Annotated in this window: 8 protein-coding genes; 7 read left to right on the top strand and 1 reads right to left on the bottom strand. The window is 37.4% G+C overall.

Features of this window, described 5'->3' with window-relative positions; translation table 11 throughout:
* The first annotated feature begins 14 nt into the window (after positions 1-14).
* Positions 15-1,073: a nucleoid-associated protein gene (locus tag DCS95_RS10750; protein WP_116770771.1), complete on the top strand. Its 1,059-nt coding sequence runs from the start codon at positions 15-17 to the stop codon at positions 1,071-1,073.
* Positions 1,074-1,154: 81 nt separating this feature from the next.
* Here the strand turns inward: DCS95_RS10750 and DCS95_RS10745 are convergent, their stop codons facing one another.
* Positions 1,155-2,243: a hypothetical protein gene (locus tag DCS95_RS10745; RefSeq protein ID WP_116770770.1), complete on the bottom strand. Its 1,089-nt coding sequence runs from the start codon at positions 2,241-2,243 to the stop codon at positions 1,155-1,157.
* Between the two features lie 162 nt (positions 2,244-2,405).
* On the opposite strand from DCS95_RS10745, the gene DCS95_RS10740 reads away from it, so the two are divergent.
* From DCS95_RS10740 to uvrB, 6 genes are all read left to right on the top strand, one after another.
* Positions 2,406-15,185, top strand: a complete 12,780-nt coding sequence (locus tag DCS95_RS10740; protein ID WP_116770769.1) for a T9SS type B sorting domain-containing protein — start codon at positions 2,406-2,408, stop codon at positions 15,183-15,185.
* A gap of 137 nt (positions 15,186-15,322) precedes the next feature.
* The gene (locus tag DCS95_RS10735) at positions 15,323-17,374 is read left to right on the top strand and encodes a DUF11 domain-containing protein (RefSeq protein WP_116770768.1); all 2,052 of its coding nucleotides are present in this window, start codon (positions 15,323-15,325) and stop codon (positions 17,372-17,374) included.
* A gap of 65 nt (positions 17,375-17,439) precedes the next feature.
* Entirely contained in the window at positions 17,440-18,342 is a 903-nt protein-coding gene (locus DCS95_RS10730; protein ID WP_116770767.1) for an ABC transporter ATP-binding protein, read from the top strand.
* Between the two features lie 12 nt (positions 18,343-18,354).
* Positions 18,355-19,188, top strand: a complete 834-nt coding sequence (locus DCS95_RS10725; RefSeq protein WP_116770766.1) for an ABC transporter permease — start codon at positions 18,355-18,357, stop codon at positions 19,186-19,188.
* Between the two features lie 95 nt (positions 19,189-19,283).
* A complete protein-coding gene (locus tag DCS95_RS10720) occupies positions 19,284-21,053 on the top strand; it encodes a T9SS type B sorting domain-containing protein (protein ID WP_116770765.1) in 1,770 nt (589 codons plus the stop codon).
* Between the two features lie 59 nt (positions 21,054-21,112).
* On the top strand, positions 21,113-23,101 hold the full coding sequence (gene uvrB, locus DCS95_RS10715) for an excinuclease ABC subunit UvrB (protein ID WP_116770764.1): 1,989 nt from the start codon (positions 21,113-21,115) through the stop codon (positions 23,099-23,101).
* The last annotated feature ends 217 nt before the right edge of the window (positions 23,102-23,318 follow it).

Raw genomic sequence — 23,318 nt, 5'->3', positions numbered from 1 at the left:
ATTTAGAACATTTTATGATCAACCTATATGCTACCCAAATAGAAAGTATCTCTATACACAGAGTTGGTAACAAAAATAAGAATGAAGGCATTTTTCTATCTGAAGAACCTTTTAGACTTAACGATGAAACCACCGGTTTATTAAAAGAATATTTCTTTAAACCCTTTAGGGAAAAGGAAGAAAACTATTATAAACTCGCTAATGAAGTTGACGTAGAATTCAATGAATTGTTTAAAATTGTAAGTGAAGTATTCGAGGATCCTTCTAAGGCACACTTAAACTCTAAAAAAGTGGCTTCATTGTTATTTGAGCAATCTAACCACCCACATATAAAGAGTGGAGAGGTGTATGTAGCATATCTATCCGGTCTTTTGTTAGACAATAATAAGGTAGATGCTATTGGTATCTTTAAAAGTGAGCTAAAACACGATTTTATTCAGTTTGAAGAAAAAGGTAGCAACTTAGATATCGTAATTCAGCAAGGTATCAATATTAATAAGCTAGATAAAGGTTGCTTAATATTCAATGTAGATAAAGAGGAAGGTTATAAAGTTCTATCTGTTGACAGTAATAAGTACGATACCAAGTACTGGTTAGAAAATTTCTTAGGGGTTGATCCACTTTCAGATGATAACTTTAAAACGAAAAACTACTTAAAACTTTGTCAGAATTTTGCAAAAGATGTGGTTTTACCTGCAGAAGATAAACAACAAGAAGTATTGTTTATGAACCGTGCCGTAAATCATTTCGCAAAAAATGACGCTTTTGAGGAGACCACCTTTTTAAATGAAGTAATGGAAAACCCAGAATTGATTCCTGAGTTTAAACATTACAAAACAGAAAAAGGACCTAAATTCAGCATTGAAGATGTATCTAATTTTGATATTGCGAACAAAGCGGTATCGGATGCTCGTAAAAAAATAAAGAACGTCATTAATCTAGACACGAATATTCAAATAAAAATGGATTTCATAAACCCTGAATCTGCCGAGAAATTTGTGGAAAAAGGATGGGATGAAGAAAGACAAATGTATTACTATTTGGTATACTTCAACAAAGAACAGAAAAGCTAATATTTACAGCATATTTTATATTAAAAAGTCCAATTTTCACATATGAAAATTGGACTTTTTACTTACATAAATTAGTACTCCCTAATTATGTGCTTTAATTCTATGCTCAATAATTTGCCTTACACTTACATCTTCGTAATTTCTTCTAACAAAGTTCAACGCTAAATCTAGCACCTCTCCCATCGTATTGCAGTTTTGGAAATCCATATCCAAGGTAAGCTCCTCAATTTGTTCTCTAAGCATTGCTATATTCTCTGGAGTAGAGATTTCATCTGTTTTGCAAATTGCACGTAACTTCTTTATTCTATTACCAGAACTTAGTATTCTTTTGGCTACCATAGAACGCTCTTCTAGTTTGTATTGATCAACCGAATCGTGTGTTAATTTACTGCGTACCAGCTCAACCATTTGATAGTTTTCCTTAAAAAACTGTGGCCTATATACTTTTAACTTACCTTCAAAACACTGTTGATCAAAATCTATTGCTCTAATTTTATACACCACATGATCAAAATCATGCGTTGGTACAATAACATAATTATATGAACGCATATCTCCTAAAAGACGAATCATACAACGTTCATTGAACTTTACGAATTCCTTTGCCAGTTGGGCTTTTTCACGAGGTGTACATTTTGGTAAGTTATGTTTTATGAATTCATCACCCGGTATACCGGCAATATGCTCTTCAATTAAAGTGTCTTTATACACCAAAAAGTTAAGGTTGTACGGGGAAAGCATATGTTCCAATTCTAACCCATATATACGAGATGCATCGGTTTTTTTAATATAGAAATACGTAAAATTATCGTTTAAAACATTACGGATTTTCACCCGAAAAGGTTTCGAGTTTCCGAACGTACAGAAATCTACAGCATCAACATTCAAGTATTGATGAATATTATCACTACCATCAGAAAGCAAAATAGAATAAACTTTCTTTAAACTATCGTCTATTTCCTTTCTATCAAATTCAGAATAATATGCTCTTACCCATAAGGTATCTTCATCATTTTTATCGTACACGACAACAGATCCAGAAAACCTAAGCAAATCGTCGTAAAATATAGGGATTTCAATTTTTCTACTATAGTGATCCAAGTAGCCATCCAAAGCCTCACTTACTGGATAAGCCGGCTTTTTTTTTGACATTAGTTTTTCTTCTGACATAAAACGAATTTACTAACAAAATAAACATTTCGGGATAATTATTTTTCCCAAGCATATGGAATTTGCGATTACATTCACATAATACGCGGTTATACAACATTTTTTTAGATAGGAGACAAAAGGTCTCTTTATTTGTTTTAAGTACTACTTGAAACCATACCGATGATTACTAAGAATAAAACCAGTATTAAATCCCTATTGTTTTTTCTGCTTGCTTTTAGCTCCTTTTTAGGAACTGCACAATTAAGCGACTTGCATTATTTACCACCAATGAAGCAGGGTCAAAATAACGCAGGTATTCAAAACCAAGCAATATATTTATCAACACCTGAGACTACACCATTTGACGTTTACGTCTACAGAGGTACATCCAACACTATTGAAAGAACAATGACCATAGATAACCTGAACCCAGGTGTTTGGACATTAGGTAATGGAGACAATAACATTACGCTTGTTGACAATAATAATACCGGAGTAGTGTTGACCAATAGCGGTTTGCGTTTTATATCGGCAAATGGAGAGAAATTTTATGTCAACTACAGAGGAAAATCTGGTTCTCAAGCTGCTTCTTTAACCGCTAAGGGTAGACAAGCAATGGGTACTAATTTTAAATGGGGCGGTGTTCCAAACAAAGGTACTCACTCATCAAAATCTAACACCTTGGGTATAATGGCTACCGAAGATAATACCACTGTTGTATTATCTGGCTATGACCCCGGTTGTGAATTTAGGGTTGGTGGTAACAGAGCTGGTATTACTGCTGATTCACATACAATTACACTGAACGCCAATGAATCGTTTGTGTATGAAACCTACATTGGTAACACCCATACACAAGCTCACGAAGATGGATGGATCGGGGCATCGATTGTTTCTACAAAAGATATTGTGATAAGTAATGGTTCTATAAACTTTGGTAGTCAAGATGGACAAAGTCATAGAGATGCAGGTATAGATCAACCTGTACCGATCAATAAGCTTGGTAAAGAATATGTTTTTATTAGAGGAAACGGAAATACAAATGGTCTTACGGAATTCCCATTGGTAATTGCTACTGCAGACAATACACATATATATGTAAACGGAAGCACAACCGCAATTGCAACTATTGACAATGGAGAGTATTTTAAAATACCTAGCAGCTATTATTCTTCAAATACAGTGGGGGCGAATATGTTCGTTCAAACTTCAAAAGATGTCTATGCCTACCAATCTATGGCGGGATCTAGTAATTTATATACCCAAGGTTTAAATTTCGTTGCGCCGGTCAACTGTCTTTTACCAGATGTAATGGACAACATACCAGATATTAGAAATATCGCAGGAACTACGGTTACAGGCGGATTGACCATTATTGCTTCAGTAAACACTCCTGATGCTAATGTAAAGGTATTTGAAGACGGAGTAGAAATTTCAAAACCGGCTTCTAATCCCGTTGCCGGATCAGATGATTGGAAAACTTTTTACATACCAAATCTAGATGGCGACATAAGTGTTACCTCAACCGGACCAATGGCCATTGGTTTTTTTGGCTATAATGGAGCTCAAGGGGTTGCAGGATACTTTTCAGGATTTGACACCGTACCAGAAGTTGTTTTAAAAATTAATGGTGGTGTTGAAGGAGAGTGTTTTTCCGGTTCAAGTATTTTTGAAGCTTCTGACGATAACTTCGATGCTTACCAATGGTACTTTGATGGTGAAATCATTCCTGGTGCAAATTCATTTGAATATGCAGCGACCATAGCAGGTGATTATTATGTTAGAGGTACCAAAGGACCATGTACCTATGATTCTCAAACCATAAAAATCTTTTATTGCGAACCAGATGTTCTTATAGAAAAAACTGTAGACAAACCCGAAATAGTTGAAGGGGAAACTGCCACATTTACCATTAGAGCAGAGAATTTATACTATAATGATATAACCAATTTACAGGTTACAGATAATATTCCCGCCGGGCTATCATTAGTACAAGCGTCAACAATAACAGGTACATTTAATGGTAGTGTTTGGAATATTGGAACGTTGGCTCCTGGTGAAGTTGCCTTTTTAACTTTAGAAGTAACTGCAGATGAAATAGATATTTTGCCTTTACTAAACCTAGTTAATATCGCAACTAATACACAAGACCAAACGGATGCAAATCTTACAAGAGATGAGCCCTCTGCACGAATTATAGTCCATAACGATTTCGATAATGACGGTGTTGTAGATAGTGTTGATTTAGATGATGATAATGATGGTATTTATGATGCTGTTGAACAAATGTGTATTATATCCAGTGATGTAAATTTCACTTCACCGTCTAGCACTGTACAAGGTGGTACTGCGGTAACGGAAATTTTCTCCAATTTCTCTGGTTTTTGGAGAAGTTCTACCTCGTCAAATAATCCCGTATTGCCAAACTTATCACATGAATTATTGGCATTCACCACCGGTGGAACCACGTTTACCACTGGGGTTGCAGACGATAACCTTTATGACGCTAACGGTAATGGTTTATCAGACGGCATAGATTCCAATAATGATGGAATTGCGGATATTTCTGCTACAGAATCTAGCTGGATGGCCTTGACACCTTCTAACAATATTTATGGCGAGGCAACCTTTGAATCTAATTTAAATGATGGCAATAATGACAACGCATTAGGCTTAACGATTATTAACGATCCTACCACAGATCCATTGAATCCTTTATTGACCCACGGTCAAAATGGATTGGACCTTGGTTCCGGTATTGTTAACATCGGCGATACATGGACTTATGAAATAGACCCTATCGTAGCTACCAACGTTGGTGATGGTATACCAGATATATTATTAACTCAAGTTGCAGACCCAAGTGGTGTTGGTCACGTTGTAAGTCTTTATGATGCATCAGGTGCTCCTCTAGGAAATGCCGTACGTGTGCAAGCCTATAGTGGTGGAGCACTGGCCAGTATTGTTGGTTCGTACAGATTAGATATTTATCACGCAAACGGAAGTATTTTCTATAATAACACCACGAGAGATTACCGATTAGCAACAGTAGAATTGTCAGAATTCGGTATACCCACAGCTAATTTGGCAGACGTGGCATACCTACGACTACAATTAAGTTCTAATGCAGATGTTGCCTTTTTATCCTATAATACAGCGTCCTTTTCTGGATTTTGTGCGAATCTAGATACGGATATGGATGGGTATCCAGATCATTTGGACTTAGATAGCGATGGTGATGGCTGTAGCGATGCCAACGAATATTATAAAGATGATGCTACTGACGGTGGCGATGGTGGTGAATACGGTACAGGTGTGCCTGCAGTCGACCCTACCGATGGTACCGTAAACGCGGCATCTTATACTCAAGTATTTGCCCCGGTAATTGTTTTAGGCAATACCTCAGAAACATTGAGTGGTACAGATATAAATGGCGAAGATGTTGATTTAGGCGATACTTACAATTATGTATTACGTTTTCAGAATACCGGAGATGACGATGCCACAAATTTCACCATTAAAAATGTTTTACCTGAAAATGTGACATTAGATAATATTAGTGTTGACGATGCTCCCGGAGTAACGAGTACTTATGAAGAGAGCACGAGAACTATAATTTTTACCGTACCGGACGGATTGGTTCAAATAGACGATCCAGAATATAAAATAGAAATTACGGTTTCAGTTGATGGGGACTGTTCTGAATTTGTTGCGGCATGTGCTTCTCAATTGGAAAATCATGTTTATGCTACATATACAGGTACATTAAATACAAATACTTTTTCAGACGAAGACGGTAGCAATCCTGCAGGTGCTTGTACCACTACCCTAGAGGTTGCAGCCAATAATGTATCTGATGCATTGGCAAATTGTAACGTAGCACGTACGGTAGAGCTTTGTGGTGCTAGTGGAACTCTTTCCGCTGGTTTAGGTTTTGATACCTACACATGGGCAATTGACACCAATAATGATGGTGCTATAGATGCTGGTGATACTATTTTAAACGATGGTACATCAAATACCTTGACGATTACAACAGTAGGAAATTACATTGTAGAAAAAACGTCAACATCCGGTTGTGCGAACCATACCGAATTGATTACTGTAGAACGATATGGTGAAACACAGACCAACCCAATTATCAGTTATTTAAATCAAGTAAATAGTGATAGTAATCCTGATAACGACATCCAAGGGGAAACAGTAACATGTTCTAACGATAACAGTTCAATGCCACATATATTTCTTTGTGGTGAAACAGATAGTGCATTTATTCAATTAGGTATAACCGATGCTTTAACCATAAAGTGGGAGAAACTTGACGAAACTAGTTGTAACGTTGCTACTTGTGGAGATGTAAGCGATAATTGTGCTAATAATAATGGTGGATGGACATGGAACGAGGTGACAGATGCCGATAATTTTACTGTTACCGAAAGTGGTAAATACCGAGTAGTTATAGGCTATGAAGGCGGATGTTATAGTGACTTTTATTTTAACACATACCAAAATACACTGGACATTCCTGAACCAGATTCATCTGATATCATTTGTGATACAGACGGTTCTATTAGAGTTATTGATTTAGGTAGTGGTTATGGTTACCAGTTATTCGATGTAGAAAACAACAATATAGCAGTACCTTTCAGCGCAGGTCAGGGTCCTAACTTTGATATAGCTACGAGCGGAACTTATAAAGTTCAAATTACACAATTAGACCCTACAACAGGTTCTCCAATAGCCAACAGTTGTGTTTTTGAAACAGAAGAAATAGGTATTTCAGACAGGGTTTTTGAGGTAACCGCCAGTTCCACACCGTTTGATTGTACCGATGCAGGAACCATAGCAATACAGGCCTTGAATGTATCACCAGAATATAGCTATGAACTATATTTCGACAATGGCAGTGGTGGCCGTGGTGCGTTAGTAGCAAACAAATTAGTTACCACAGATAATACCCATACGTTTACTGGTCTTGCAGCAGACGATTATGTTATAGTAACTACCACTGTAGATGGTTGTAGCGATGAGAGTACTATTACGGTAGATGAAATACCTGAGCTACGATTAACAGCTACAAACCAGGAAAATATTACGTGTACTTCTGGTATAATTAATTTAACCGCCACTGGTGGTACAACAGGATATGAGTATGCTATCTATAGTAAAGATGGTGTTGCTCCATATGCCGACGAGACTACTATTCCAGATGCTGATTTCACATCTAATCCATCTTTCTTATTTGGATATGAAGGTACACCTTCTACTTATGTACCAAATGAAGATGGTGATTATGTATTTGTAATTAGAGATGATAACGGATGTTATGGATTCTCGAATATAGTTTCTATGGAAGATTTAGGTTCTATAACAATTACTGCTTCAAATTCAGATATTACTTGTGCAGATTCATCTACAGCCGTATTAACGATCAATGCAACAGGTGGAAATGCTCCATATAAATACAGTCTTGATGGTGGTATCACTTACCAAACGGAAAACTTTTTCAATAATATTTCTGCCGGTAATTACACCATTACTGTAATGGATTCCAACAGTAATCCTGGTAACGCTTGTACTGAGACTATTGAATATGAAGTTACTCAGCCTTTTAGGTTAACAGCATCACCTTCAATAATTGAAGATGCTTCATGTGATACATCTGGCGCCACCAATCCTACGGCTTTGGTTAAAATACTAAATGCTAGTGGCGGACAATCACCTTATACATATAGTTTTGATGGTGGCAATTCATTTACTGGTGTAGATGAGCAACGTTTAGCTCCCGGTACTTATCAATTGGCAATAAAAGATGCTTTAGGTTGCGAAACACCTTTAGAAATCACAGTGCCAAGTTCGGTAATAGACCCAACTTTTACCGATGATATCACCTATGAATGTGATGGTGACGGAGTAGTGACAATTACACCTTCTAACACTACTGATTTTACCTATACCTACAAACTAAACGGTACAGATAACACACCAGTAGATAATAACATTTTTAATAATGTGGTTTCTGGTACCCAAACGATAACTGTAGGGTATACCAGTACTATTTCTGCAGAGCAAAGCACATTATTTTTAGAGGATTTTGGTGCAGGCGTAACTACACAGATAGCGGAAATAGGACCAGGATATTGCTACGAACCACAAGATGGAACTGAAACGGACTGTAATTTAGGACCTGCAGGAATACTTGTAAATGCGGAATATGCAGTAACGAACCAAATTACCAACCCTAATACATCTTGGAGAAGCCCTAATGACCATACAGGTATAACCGATGGTAGGTTTATGGCAATTGGCGTAAGTACCTCTGCAGGGAACAACAATGTTTTATGGTCAAGAACCGGATTGGAAGCACTTGCCAACCAAGATATTACGATATCATTCTATGCCTACAACATTTTAGTTGATAATGCTTCAGGTAACGACCCAGAGGTATTGGTAGAGTTGGTAGATGGATCTGGTAATGTAATTAGCAGTCAGGCTACGGCAGCCATCCCACAAAATAACAATGCAGATGATTGGCACTTAAGAACGGTTACATTTAATCCAGGAGCCAATACTGCTGTAGGAGTAGTTTTACGTACCAACCTAGATAGTGATAACGGTAATTTCTTGGTATTAGATGATATTCAGGCTTCACAGACTCCTGAATTATGTGAGCAAACAGAAGACATTACGGTAATAGTAGAAACAGGAAAAACTTTTGAAGTTGCCATTTTAGGGAGTACAGATCCTACTTGTAACGGTAGCAATAATGGTAGTATCCGTTTTGAGGTTTCTAACTTCGACCCTACTGTTGGGTATCAATATTCTGTTGACGGTGGAACAACATGGACAACGGAAACCACATCACCGATTACAACCCCTGCAACATTGGCAGATGGTACGTATACTGTAATGGTAGAAAAAGTAGATGACAATTCATGTACCGCAACCTCAGCAACATCTGCAACGTTGACTTCGCCAAACGCATTAACGGCAGATCTTCAACAAACAGCTGAATTTACTTGCTTTAATACCGGAGCAACTTTACAAGCATCTGCAAATGAAGGCACACCAGGTTATGAATATCAATTAGAATTAACAGATAATACGGTAATAAGAACCTACGCTACCTCTACACAGTTTTTGAACGTACCAGCAGGTACCTACCATGTAAGAGTAAGGGATGACAACAATTGTGAAGCAGTTTCAACTGCTACCGTAACCGTAACTCAACCGGAGACTATTGCTTTTGATTTAACGGCAACACAATGTTATGATGGTCAAAATAATGGAACCGTTACAGCAACGGTTACTGATGGTAATGGTAATTACTCATTTAGAATCAATGGAGGAGCATGGCAAACACCTGCTACTGTAACAGACGTAACATATACATTCAGCAACTTATCCGAAGGTACTTATGATGTAGAGGTAAATGATGAATATGGTTGTGTTACAGCCGTACAATCCATTACCATTGCACCTACAATTTCTCTAAGTGTAGTACCCGTAAATGCAAGTTTATGTGCCGACGGTAGCTTGACTGCAACGGCATCGGGAGGAGATAATAATTTCATGTATGCTTTTGTTCCATCTGGCGATGCAGTTACCAATGCCGATTTCTCAGCTAGTAATTCTACAACAATTGCCTTGGCAGATATTGGAGCTTATGATATTTATGTAAGGGATAAAGCAAATGGTACAGATGCTTGCCAAGCTATGGTAACCGAAACTATTTCAGCAAACCCAGTATTGGATATTTCCGCAGTAGCAACCGACCCAGATTGTCATGATGGCACGGGTAATATTGAGGTTACTATTAATGACGGACTATCTCCTTTCGATTACCGATTGGTAGATAAAACCAATGGTACACCAGATCAAGTACAAACTGATGTAGTGGGAACTACTAAAACATATTATAACCTAGCACCAGGTGAGTATGATGTAATTATTACCGATGAAGGCGGATGTTCTGAAACAGAAACCGTAACGATTTCGGCACCAGCAGAACTTACAGCAGATGCAGAAGGAAGAACACCAATTGCATGTACAGGTGACCCCAATGATTTTGGGTTTGACATTCTTAATTACCCAACTACTTTAGGCACATTAGAATTTAGTGATGACGGTGGTACAACTTGGCAAACATCTGATCAATTTAGAGGATACACCTCTGGTCAAGAAGTTGAACCATCTATAAGAACGGTAGATGGTAGTGGTAATACTATCTGTAAGACAGATTTACCACGATTAATTATTCCTTTTCCTTTAGATGATCTAGACATAACTATACTACCAATCATTGTAAACTGTAATGAACTACAAGTAAGTGTTCGTGGCCAAAATGGTACTGCACCTTATGAATATACTTATTCGGAAGACCCTGCCAATTTCAATATAGTTACACCAGTAAACGGATGGACAACGCCTTATGCTGCAGGTATTACACATACATTCAATAATCTAGTACCAGGCAGAACTTATGCATTCTATGTACGAGATGCTGTAGGTTGTGTTAGACAGAGTAGTGTTAACGTAAATGATATCATCACGAACCCAATGGTGATTACATCAGTTATTACTCCTGCATGTGAAGGCTCAAGTAATGGATCAATAGAGTATACTATTACAGATTCAGATGGTTCCATAGAACCTGATATGGAATGGTTCTTATATGATATAGACGGCAATGTTATTAGAGATAGTGGCGGCATTGTTAGCTATTCTAGTACGATAAATGTGACAAGCTTACCAGAAGATGAATATTATATTGAGGTACAACAATATAATGGTGGAGCTCCACAATGTATAAGTGCAAGTGAAAATGAAATTCTAGAAATGTTGGATGAGATTACAGGAGACACCCAATCTATTCAAGATATTTCGTGTGACAACCCAGGTTTAATATTAGTTGACAACGTACAAGGAGGTGGAGGTGATTACTTCTATACCATTTCTGGCCCTAGTCCTTTTACCTCAATTACGGCAACCGGTGACAACCCTATTGAGATTGCCGCAGGTTCTCCAGCAGGCATTTATACCGTTACGGTAGAAGATCAATATGGTTGCTCTTACCCACTTAATGATGTTACCATGAGCTTTACGGCTGCACCGACTATTGACAATATTGCTATTGCCAATTGTAGTACAACTGCTACTGTTACCGTCACAGCAAGTGGAACAGGTACAATTCTTTATTCTATCGATGGCGGCAATACGTATCAAACTGATGATAATTTCAATTCTGTTTCAGCCGGTAATTATGATGTGTATATTAAAGATGAAACTGGTTGTACCGATACAATTAATATAGATGTACACCCTACCCTACAAGCTTCGGCAACATTAGCTAAACAATTAGGTTGCGGTGCAGGATATGAGGCCGAAATAGCTATAGAAGGTATTTCTGGTTCTGGAAATTATGAGTTTAGTATATTAAATAGTGATGGTACAGTAAAAGTTGCTCGTCAAGCACTAACAACACCAAGTACTACCTTACATAATGTACTGATAGATGTTGCAGGTACGTACACCGTAAATGTTTTTGATACAGATACAACAACACCAGAATGTTTTAGAAGTTTTACTGTTGTTGTGCCAGATGCCATTCAACCAGATTTCACCCCTACTCCTAACCCTGTTAGCTGTAATGGTGCAGATGATGGCAGCATAGAAATGGTTCAAGTTAACAATGGAAACAACCCACTTGATTATGCTTTAACTCCAATGCCTGCTGGTGCATCATGGGATGCAAGCACACAATCTTTTATAGATTTACCAGGTGGCACTTATGATGTAACAGCAACAGGACCAAATAACTGTACAACGGTACAAACAGTGGTTGTTGACGAAAACACGGCCGTAACATTTACAGCTCCCGTTCCTGACCAATTTGGTTGTGCTAACGGTAACGACACTAATAATGCCACAATTACCATAGATGCTTCAACATTTAGTGGTGGTAGTGGAACGTACAATCGATTTGAATTCATTGATGACGCAACGTCTACTGTGTTACAAAATGGAAGTAGTTTAACCTATACCCATACAGATGCTGCCGGTGGTGATATCATTGTTCGTGTTTATGATGACGCTGGGTGTTCTGCAGAACATATAGTTACCATAGACCCTTATGACACATTTATTGATGCAACAGTAAATGTTGATAGAGATCTAGATTGTGTTAACAGTGGTGAAAATATAACAATAGATGTAACTAGTACAGTTACCAATTCCACGGCAAATCTTGCTAACTATGAATTTAGAATATTGCCATCTGCTACATACCAAACAGGTAACAATGTATTTACCAACTTGGCAATTGGCACCTATACTATTGGTATTAGAAATGTAACAACCGGTTGTGAAATTACAAGAACCCATATTGTCGAAGATCCAAATACATTTGAAATCGAAGTGAACAAACTTGCAGATGTAGTGTGTTTTGGAACAGATGGGGCTATAGAAGTAACATTTACAGATGCTACTTATACCGGTGATTTCAATTGGGAAGTAGTAAATGCCGATGGTACCGATACTACGCGTACCGATGATGAAGGCATATTTACAGGAACGGGAACTACGGCTTCTATACCTGTAGCTGCAGGTAGCTATATTTTAAGAGCTTCACAAGTTGGAACTCCTGAATGTATTCAAGAAAGATCATTTACGATTACATCACCAAGTGCTGCAATAACATTGGCAACAATAGCAACCACAGATGTAGGTTGTAGTAATGACATGGGTACTGCAAATATTACACCTAATGGAGGTGAAGGTCCTTTTGATATTGTATTAAGACATGTTAGTTCCACAACAACTTACACAGCTAACCAAGTGAACAGTAATTTATTTACCGGTTTAAGTGATGGTCAATACACAGTAGAGGTAACCGACAGTTTAGGTTGTACTGAAACCTTTACCAATGCGTTCACCCTTACTCCTCCAGAACCGATTGTAGCTAATATTCAGTCCGTTCAAGGTTTAGAATGTGAAGGTGATACGGATGGAGAAATTACAGCTGGGTTTACACCAAGGTCAGTTTCCACAAATTATAGGTACATTCTTAATACCTATGATGGCAATGGTACAGGTGCCACCCTGTTGGAATCAACAAGTACACAAACCTCTGCTACATTTAGTAATTTAAGATCAGGATATTACAGTGTTACCGTTTTAGATGATTTGAATTGCTCAGACGAAACTGCAATTGTTGAAATTGTTGAGCCTGTTGAGGTTAAAGGTCAGTTGGTCACTGCACAAAGAGCCACATGTTTAAATGATACAGAACTGTTATTAACCGCTTCTGGTGGTACAGGACCATATATGTGGAATACAGATGGTACATCTACCTTTAATGCTATGAATGAAACCAACGGACCAAACACTCATTTATTCACTGGTATTCAACCAGGAACATATGAATATTATATAATAGATAGTTTAGGATGTGTTTCCGTCATAAGCAACAGCATAACCGTAAATCCTATTGAGCCGTTAGTAGTCGAATTGGACAATGACAACCCTACCATTAGTTGTAATGGTGATGATAGCGGTGTTATTAATGCAGAAGCTCAAGGCGGATTAGGTAATTACCAATATGCACTATTCTCGGATGCCGGTTTTACCGCAGAGGTACGTGCTAACCAATCTTCCGGTCTATTTACAGACCTGTTTGCAGGTACCTATTACGTAAGAGTTCAGAGCGATGATTGTGAAGTATCGTCGGCGATGATCAATATTACCGAACCTGCACCACTTTTGATCGATACGAATAACACTACTTTTGTTGATGTTACTTGTAACGGTGCCAATGATGGTAGTATAACTGTTAATATGCTTGGTGGATCAGTTGTTTATCAATATGCAATATCACCAAACTTGGATCGCTTTAGTGATGATAACACTTTTGATGAATTAGCTCCTGGTGATTACACCATAATCGCTCAAGATTCTAACGGTTGTTTTGAATTGATAGAAGCGACTATTACCGAACCAGAAATTCTTGAAGTGACCATTGAAAGCACTCCGGAAATCTGTGTAGGCGAAGAAGATGGAACCATAGATTTAACCATAATTGGTGGTACTGCTCCTTACAGCACTCGCCTAGAAAGCGAAACGGACTTTGTACAAGACAGATTGAGCTTTACAGACTTGGCAGCAGGTGATTATATCATTTTTATTGAAGACGCCCAAGGTTGTGATGAAACCATTATAGTTACAATAGACCCAGGTGTTGATCTTGGTGCAACTGTTGAACCTATATACGGTTGTAATGGTAATATACCTAGTAACTATGTTAATATTGTTCTTAACGACCCTAACATAGAAAACGATGTCTTATTTGGTCTGGATACCGTTGATCCTTTAGAAATGCAATTGACTCCAATGTTCAGAGAGTTGACACCAGGTACTCATTACATAAGTATTTCGCATGCAAACGGATGTTTAACTACTTATGACATAGAAATAGAGGCATTTGAACCTCTTGAGATAACAGTTGAAGAAAGCAACATAAATCAGATAACCGCAACTGTTACCGGCGGTAGAGAAAACTATACTTTCTATTTAGGTGACAGGGATATGGGCTCAGATAATGTATTCTATATTACCGAGACCAATACCTATGATGTAACCGTAGTCGATGAGAATGGTTGTGAGTCTACTGCTAGTATATTCATAGAGTTCATCGATATTGAAATTCCTAATTTCTTTACGCCGAACGGTGATGGGGAAAATGATTTATGGATGCCGGATAATATTGAAATATATCCTGAAATATTCATATCGATCTATGACAGATATGGTAGAACCGTTTATACCTTTAAAGACAATGAAGATGGTTGGGACGGCTTTTATCAAAACAATGAACTGCCAACTGGAGATTATTGGTATATAATTAAGTTAAACGGTGAAGCAGACACTAGAGAAATGGTGGGCAACTTCACACTTTACAGATAATTAAAAAGTAGAGGCGGTAATTTTTTACCACCTCTACTATTTTATATGAATACCACAGATTACTGGTGTTTGACAACTATTAATTGTGATTTAAAGGTATTGTGAGTTTCTTTGTTTTCCCGCACTCCAAACATACAATGAGGCAAAAGTTAATTTTATTTATAGTATTCATGATGGTCTCTGCAGCTGGATTTTCCCAGTTAAGCGATCTTCACTATTTACCACCTTTAAAACAAGGTAGTAACAACTCATCGGTAAAGCAGCAAGCCATTTATCTTTCTACTCCAGAAACGACTGCCTTTACTGTAAATGCTTATATAGGTACCGCAACTACGCCCGCTGCAACTTTTTCAATATCAAACATAGCACCAGGTGTTTACAACCTTGCCAATGGTGACAACGATGTTACTATGGTAAAAAGTGCTAATACAGGGGTTGTAATAAACAGTAGCGGACTCCGGTTTGAATCACCTGGCGGAGAAAAATTTTATGTAAATTATAGAGGTACCTCTGGCTCACAGGCAACATCATTAACCTCAAAAGGTAGACAGGCTTTGGGTACAAATTTTAAATGGGGTGGCGCTCCCAATTATGCCACAACCTCAGATATTTCTACCTCACTTGGTATAATGGCAACAGAAGACAATACCGTTGTTGATATTACCGGATACGACCCAAATTGTGAATTTAGATTACAAAACGATAGAGACGGTATCACTAGTGATAATATCCAAATTACTTTAAACAAAAATGAAAGTTTTGTATTAGAAGCCTATACAAATGAAGTTTCGGCAAATATAGATGGATGGTTAGGCGCATCTATCGTTTCAACTAAAGATATCGCCATTAGCAATGGAGGATTAAATTATGGTGTAGTTACCACCTCAACAGGAAGTAGAGATGCCGGTATAGATCAACCCGTGCCAATAAATAAAATTGGTAAAGAGTATGTATTTATTAGGGGAAATGGTAGAGACAGCACAGAATTCCCAATTATTATCGGTACTCAAAATAATACCGAAATATTCGTAAACGGTTCCACTACCCCAATAGCAACAATCAATAACGGAGACTATTTTATGGTTCCGGGTTCAAATTATTCTGGCGGTTCGGCAGGTGCCAACATGCTGGTCACAACCTCAAAAGATGCTTATGCGTATCAAAACTTAGCGGGTAGTTCTGGGGTGCAGACCGTTGGCTTAAACTTTGTTGCCCCTGTCAATTGTTTATTACCAGATAACTTAGATAACATTTCAGATATTACGAATTCTGCCGGTACGACTCTTACCGGAGGTATAACCATAATTGCCTCCACTTCTACCCCAGACGAAAATATTTCGGTAAACGATGGCTCAGGTGCCGTAACATTACCTGCTTCAATACCCGTTACCGGATCAACGGATTGGAAAACTTTTTATATTTCAAACTTAACAGGTAATGTAAGTGTGCAGTCCACAGGTCCTATTGCCGTAGGTTTTTTCGGTGTAAACTCCAACCGTGGTATTGCAGGATATTTCTCCGGATTTGACACTGTGCCCGAAGTTGATCTCGAAGTTAATGGTGGAGGATGTTTACCAGGAGCGATCATTACTGTAGTCGATGCAAATTTTGATGCTTATCAATGGTACCAGAACGGATCTATAGTTCCTGGTGCAATATTTTCAAGCTATAACCCTACCGAAGCTGGCGATTATTTTGTTCGGGTAACCAAAGGTGGTTGTACCTATGATTCCCAACCCATAGCAGCATATTATTGTTTTTCTGATGTAGTCATTAAAAAGGTTGCGGATACAAATACTGTGGTTGATGGTGATGAGGTCACTTTTACCATCACTGTAGAGAGTCTAGGTGTTGACCCAATTACAAATGTTGTTATAACCGATGTTCTACCCGACGGAATCTCTTTTGTATCATCATCTATTTCCAAGGGAAGTTTCTCTTATCCAAATTGGTCTATTGGCGATATGGCAAGTGGCGATCTTGAAACCTTAACATTGGTAACACGAGTTACGCTGCCAGATGTAAATACTTCTACGGCAAACTACACAAATAACATTAGTAATTCTCAAGATCAGACGGATAGTAATATTACAACAGACGACCCTTCAGAAAGTGTAACGGTCAATTTTAAAACCCCTACAACCGTCATTACCAATAGAAGAATTACCTTCAGAGCAACAAGAATGTAATAATTTTTGTAACATTCTACCATTTTAGTCGTCAAGTAAGCATAATCAATCAAAAAACACTTGACGTGAGTACTATTCTATCAGTCAATCATCTTACCAAAAAATTCGGATACCTTACTGCGGTAAAAGACCTTTCGTTCACTATTGAGAAAGGGAACGTTTACGGAATTTTAGGGCCCAACGGTAGCGGAAAATCCACAACATTAGGCATTGTATTAAATGTAGTCAACAAAACCAGTGGCGATTTTGCTTGGTTCGGTGGCGGCACTTCTACACATGAAGCCTTGAAAAAAGTTGGGGCTATAATTGAGCGCCCAAATTTCTATCCGTACATGACAGCTTTACAAAACCTAAAATTGGTCTGTAAAATAAAAGAGGTGTCAGAAGAAAAAATTGAGGAAAAGCTTGAGCTCGTAGGTTTATTGGATAGAAAAAATAGCAAATTCAAAACCTATTCCTTGGGGATGAAGCAGCGTTTGGCAATTGCCTCTGCCCTACTCAACGACCCCGAAATTTTAATTTTAGATGAACCTACTAACGGTTTAGATCCGCAAGGAATTCATCAAATAAGGGAAATTATAAAGACTATTGCGGCAAAGGGTACAACCATTTTATTAGCATCGCATTTATTGGACGAAGTAGAAAAAGTATGCTCTCACGTAGTCATTTTAAGAAAAGGAGAAAAATTATATTCTGGCAGGGTAGATAGTTTACAAGCCAGTTTTGGCTTTTTTGAACTAAAGTGTTCCGATACCGATAAACTATTCTCTTACTTAAACAGCAATGAACATTTTGGTAAAATAAAAGAAGAAAATGGTTTGGTCACAGCTTTTTTAAATACTGAATTAGATGCACAAACATTAAATAAGTTGCTTTTTGATAATGGCATCATTGTTTCGCATTTAGTAAAAAGAAAAGAAAGTTTAGAAGAGCAGTTCTTAGCACTAACCAAAAATGTCAAATCTTAATACCCTTACATCATGATAAGATTACTTCAAATAGAATTTATAAAATTATGGAACAACCGTGCCAGTAAGGTGTTAATCATATCTTACTTCGCTCTGTTGACTTCTATCGCTTTGGTTGCCGCTATAAAATTTGACATAGGACCAATTAAGTTTCATTTGGCAGACCAAGGTATTTTCAACTTTCCGTATATCTGGCATTTTAACACCTTTATCACCGCATTTTTCAAACTATTTTTGGCGATTGTCATCGTATCAATGATGTCAAATGAATATAGTAACAAGACAATTAAACAAAATTTAATAGATGGTCTTTCTAAAAAGGAATTTATACTTTCTAAGTTTTTGACCGTTATTTCCTTTTCACTGGTATCAACAATATTCGTATTTATTGTTTCACTGATTTTAGGGCTATTTTACTCCGATTTCAATGAAATATCAATCATTTTAACCGATTTAGAGTTTCTTTTTGCTTTTTTTGTAAAATTAACGGGATTCTTTTCGTTCTGTTTATTTCTAGGGGTGTTAGTAAAAAGATCAGCATTTGCATTAGGTTTTTTAATTCTATGGCAAGTGCTTGAGGGTATTTTTAGAGGTATCATCCGTTGGAAATTATTTGACGGGGAAACTACTGATTTCATCATGAACTTTTTCCCCTTACAGTCAATGTTCAACCTAATTAAAGAACCATTTTCTAGGTTAGGCGCCGTACAATCGGTAGCCAACCAAATGGGAGAAAAATTAGCTTTAAACTATAACGTTCATTGGTACGAGGTACTTATAGTCCTAATTTGGACGGCAATTTTTATCTATGGTTCTTATGCTATATTGAAGAGACGCGACCTTTAATTCATCCATTAGAAAAAACACATGGACCTATTTATCAGGTCTAACAGATTGTAAATTTTCATTTTGTAGTATATTGTATTGTTCACGTAAATACTATGAAAGAAAATTGGAACATAAATTTTCCCAAGGTAATGGCTCTGCCTTTACTTTTCATTGTGTTTCTAAGTAGTAACTTTTCTTCTTTTTCCCAAGAGTGTCCGCCATTGCTTAGTCCTACAAATGGTGCTACTATGGTACCGGTAGGCTCCCCCATTACCTGGGAAGCGGTAGCCGGAGTGCCAGGATATATCATCTCATTGGGAACGACCGAAGGTGGTAATGACATTTTAAATGAGAGGAATGTTGGTGCAGCTACCACGTTCACTCCAACTACGGGACTACCTGAGAATACAGAAATATTTGTTACGATTACCCTTTTCTTCTTTAACCAACCCAATATAATCTGTGATAGTCAAAGCTTTACCACGGCAAGTTTAACCGATGTGCCTGACTGTGTACCAGCGAGCATACCTGCAAATAATGCAATAGATGTCAATACCGGCACCAACATTACTTGGAATGCAGCTACCAATGCTACAGGGTATTTTTTATCGATTGGTACTACTCTGAACGGTAGTGAACTACTAGCAAGTACCGATATTGACAATGCACTTTCATATAACCCACTAACCGATTTACCGTCAGAAACGGATATTTATATAACTATAATACCTTACAACAGAATAGGTATGGCAATAGGTTGTAGCACAGTTTCATTCACTACTACGGCTGCAGCTGTTCTACCGATATGCACCAGCATGATTTCTCCTTTTGATGGAGAAACCAATGTACCTTTGAGTCCCACACTTGAGTGGAATGCCGTACCAAATGCTACTGGTTATAAAGTGTCTATAGGCACTTCACCTTTTGAAACCAATATTTTAGAAGATGCCATATTATTCAATACTTCGGCAGTGGTCATCGATTTTGAACCAAATAGAACGTTCTTTATCTCCATTGTTCCATTCAATGAAGCAGGAGAAGCGATAGGCTGTACACAAGAAACATTTTCAACATTACTGGGTTGTGGACCCTATTACGACCCAACAAGTGGAGATTTGGTAGTTTTAAATCCTGAATTAACGTTGCCGGATTCAATTTCCATTTGCGAAGGAAATAGTTCAAATCGTATAGCGGCAACCGATGAGGCAGATGGGTATAGATGGTATAAACTAGACGATAGAGGTAATGAAACGTTACTTGCAACTACTGAAGAAGTAGTGATAGATGAAGAAGGTGAATATTTGTACGAAGCCTATATAAATATTGAGGACTCTGGGCGAATAGTTGAATGTGCCTCATCAAAAACTTTTAACGTAATAATCTCTCAAGCACCCAAAATAGAAGATGTTGAAGTACAAATAAACGCAAACTCATTAGACTATACCATTAGAACTACTACAAATGGAAATTATGAATATGCATTGGATGACGAGGATGGTCTATATCAAGATTCCAATAGGTTTGCCAATATCTCACTTGAAAATCATACTGTATTTGTGCGCGACAAAGGAGGTTGTGGCATATCAGATTATTTGGTTCAGCAAGATTTTACCGTAAACGGCTTCCCTAATTTTTTCACACCAAATGGAGATGGTATTAATGATTACTGGCAATTTATACCCCCAACCGAAATGAGGGAAAATAACATTTTAGTAATTCACATTTTTGATAGGTTTGGTGCTCTTTTAGCCCAAATAAATCCGAATACAGATGGTTGGAACGGAAATTTAAACGGCAATCAACTGCCAGAATCTGAGTATTGGTTTAGAGCCAGACTATTGAATGAACAAGAAATCACCGGTCATTTTACTTTAAAGCGATAGTTGTAACGATTCTTTTTATCGAACCCTTTTAAATGGTGCTTCTTTCGTAATTTTATAGCATGAAATTCAAAGTAGTATCAGAGTTCAAACCCACTGGAGATCAACCAAATGCCATAAATGAATTGGTAAAAGGTCTAAATGAAAATGAAAAATACCAAACCTTGTTGGGTGTTACGGGGTCGGGTAAAACCTTTACGGTGGCCAATGTTATTGAAAAAGTTCAGAAACCGACCTTGATTTTGGCTCATAACAAAACGTTGGCGGCTCAGCTATATTCTGAGTTTAAGCAGTTTTTTCCAGATAATGCCGTTGAATATTTTGTCTCTTACTACGACTACTACCAGCCAGAAGCCTATATACCTACTAGTGGAGTTTATATTGAAAAGGATCTCTCTATAAACGAGGATATTGAAAAGTTAAGATTGAGTGCCACTTCTTCTTTACTCTCTGGCAGAAGAGATGTTGTTGTCATTGCCTCTGTTTCCTGCTTATACGGTATTGGTAACCCTATTGAATTTCAAAAAAATGTCATTTCTATTAAAAAGGATCAGGTAATTGCCAGAACAAAGCTAATGCATCAATTGGTGCAATCGCTATATTCTAGGACTATGGCCGATTTTAAAAATGGCAACTTTAGGGTTAAGGGAGATGTTGTGGATGTTTTTCCAAGTTATGCCGACCATGCCTATAGAATACACTTTTTTGGAGATGAAATTGAGGAAATAGAAGCCTTTGATCCTTTCAATAATAATATTATCGAGGTGTATGAGAATCTAAATATTTATCCTGCCAACATGTTTGTAACATCAAAAGATGTGTTACAAAATGCAATCCATAATATTCAAGATGACTTAGTGAAGCAAATAGACTACTTTAAGGATATTGCAAAACCACTCGAAGCGAAACGATTAGAAGAACGCACCAATTTTGATTTGGAAATGATACGCGAGCTTGGTTACTGTTCAGGGATCGAGAATTACTCCAGATATTTAGACGGTCGAGAACCGGGTACAAGGCCTTTCTGTTTATTGGATTATTTTCCAGATGACTATTTAATGGTAATCGATGAAAGCCACGTTACTATTCCGCAAGTGCATGCCATGTATGGTGGTGACCGCTCAAGAAAGGTCAATCTAGTAGAGTATGGTTTTCGTTTACCAGCAGCTATGGACAACAGACCCTTGAAGTTTGAAGAGTTTGAAGCATTACAGAATCAGGTATTATATGTAAGTGCCACACCTGCGGATTATGAATTACAGTTAAGTCAAGGCGTATATGTTGAACAAGTTATTAGACCAACCGGACTTTTAGATCCGATAATAGAAGTGCGACCAAGCTTAAACCAGATTGATGATTTGGTGGAAGAGATACAGGTTAGGGTAGAAAAAGATGAAAGAACATTGGTGACTACACTGACCAAAAGAATGGCAGAAGAGTTGGCTAAATATCTAGATAGAATTAATATTAGGTGTAGATATATACATAGTGATGTTGATACTCTGGAGCGAGTAGAAATCATGCAAGATTTACGAAAAGGTATTTTTGACGTACTGATCGGAGTGAATTTATTACGTGAAGGATTGGACCTACCTGAGGTTTCTTTAGTAGTTATTTTAGATGCAGACAAAGAAGGTTTTTTACGTAGCAACAGATCACTTACACAGACCGTTGGTAGAGCAGCAAGAAACTTAAATGGCAAAGCGATCATGTACGCAGATAAGATAACTGAGAGTATGCAAAAAACAATTGACGAAACTGCCTATCGAAGAGAAAAACAAATAAATTATAACACAGAAAATAACGTTACGCCTAAAGCTTTAAATAAAAGTTTGGACAATGTTCTTTCAAAGAATTCGGTATCCACATATCACTTTATAAAAGAGGAATTGAGAGCCGCCGAACCGGACATGGATTATCTTACAAAAGAACAAATTGAAAGGCTGATTAAAGATAAAAGAAAGGCAATGGAAAAGGCAGCGAAAGAGCTCGATTTTATGCAAGCTGCAAAGCTTAGGGATGAAATTAAAGCGCTTCAAGAGCAAGAATAAATTGTATCTATCAATTTTTAGATAAAATATTCAAAATACAAATTAAAGCTTTACTCAAATACAATTAAAAAACTGGTAATTAGTTTTTTACCATATTTTTTTAGACAAGACTAAAACAGGTACAATTGAATTAAACAGGTGATTTTAGAAGAAATATAGCGAAGAATTCAACTTTGTAGAAATTCAATATAGTTATAAAACTACAGCTTAACCATTA

The organism is Maribacter litoralis (assembly GCF_003075045.1).
Taxonomy (GTDB): Bacteria; Bacteroidota; Bacteroidia; order Flavobacteriales; family Flavobacteriaceae; genus Maribacter; species Maribacter litoralis.
Note: the sequence above shows the minus strand (reverse complement) of the source record. Positions and strands in the feature narration are given on the sequence as shown.

Bases quoted from the DNA above. Each gene is read 5' to 3' on its own strand.
- DCS95_RS10750 (WP_116770771.1), top strand. From the start codon at position 15: ATGATCAACCTATATGCTACCCAAATAGAAAGTATCTCTATACACAGA.
- DCS95_RS10745 (WP_116770770.1), bottom strand. From the start codon at position 2,243: ATGTCAGAAGAAAAACTAATGTCAAAAAAAAAGCCGGCTTATCCAGTA.
- DCS95_RS10740 (WP_116770769.1), top strand. From the start codon at position 2,406: ATGATTACTAAGAATAAAACCAGTATTAAATCCCTATTGTTTTTTCTG.
- DCS95_RS10735 (WP_116770768.1), top strand. From the start codon at position 15,323: ATGAGGCAAAAGTTAATTTTATTTATAGTATTCATGATGGTCTCTGCA.
- DCS95_RS10725 (WP_116770766.1), top strand. From the start codon at position 18,355: ATGATAAGATTACTTCAAATAGAATTTATAAAATTATGGAACAACCGT.
- DCS95_RS10720 (WP_116770765.1), top strand. From the start codon at position 19,284: ATGAAAGAAAATTGGAACATAAATTTTCCCAAGGTAATGGCTCTGCCT.
- uvrB (WP_116770764.1), top strand. From the start codon at position 21,113: ATGAAATTCAAAGTAGTATCAGAGTTCAAACCCACTGGAGATCAACCA.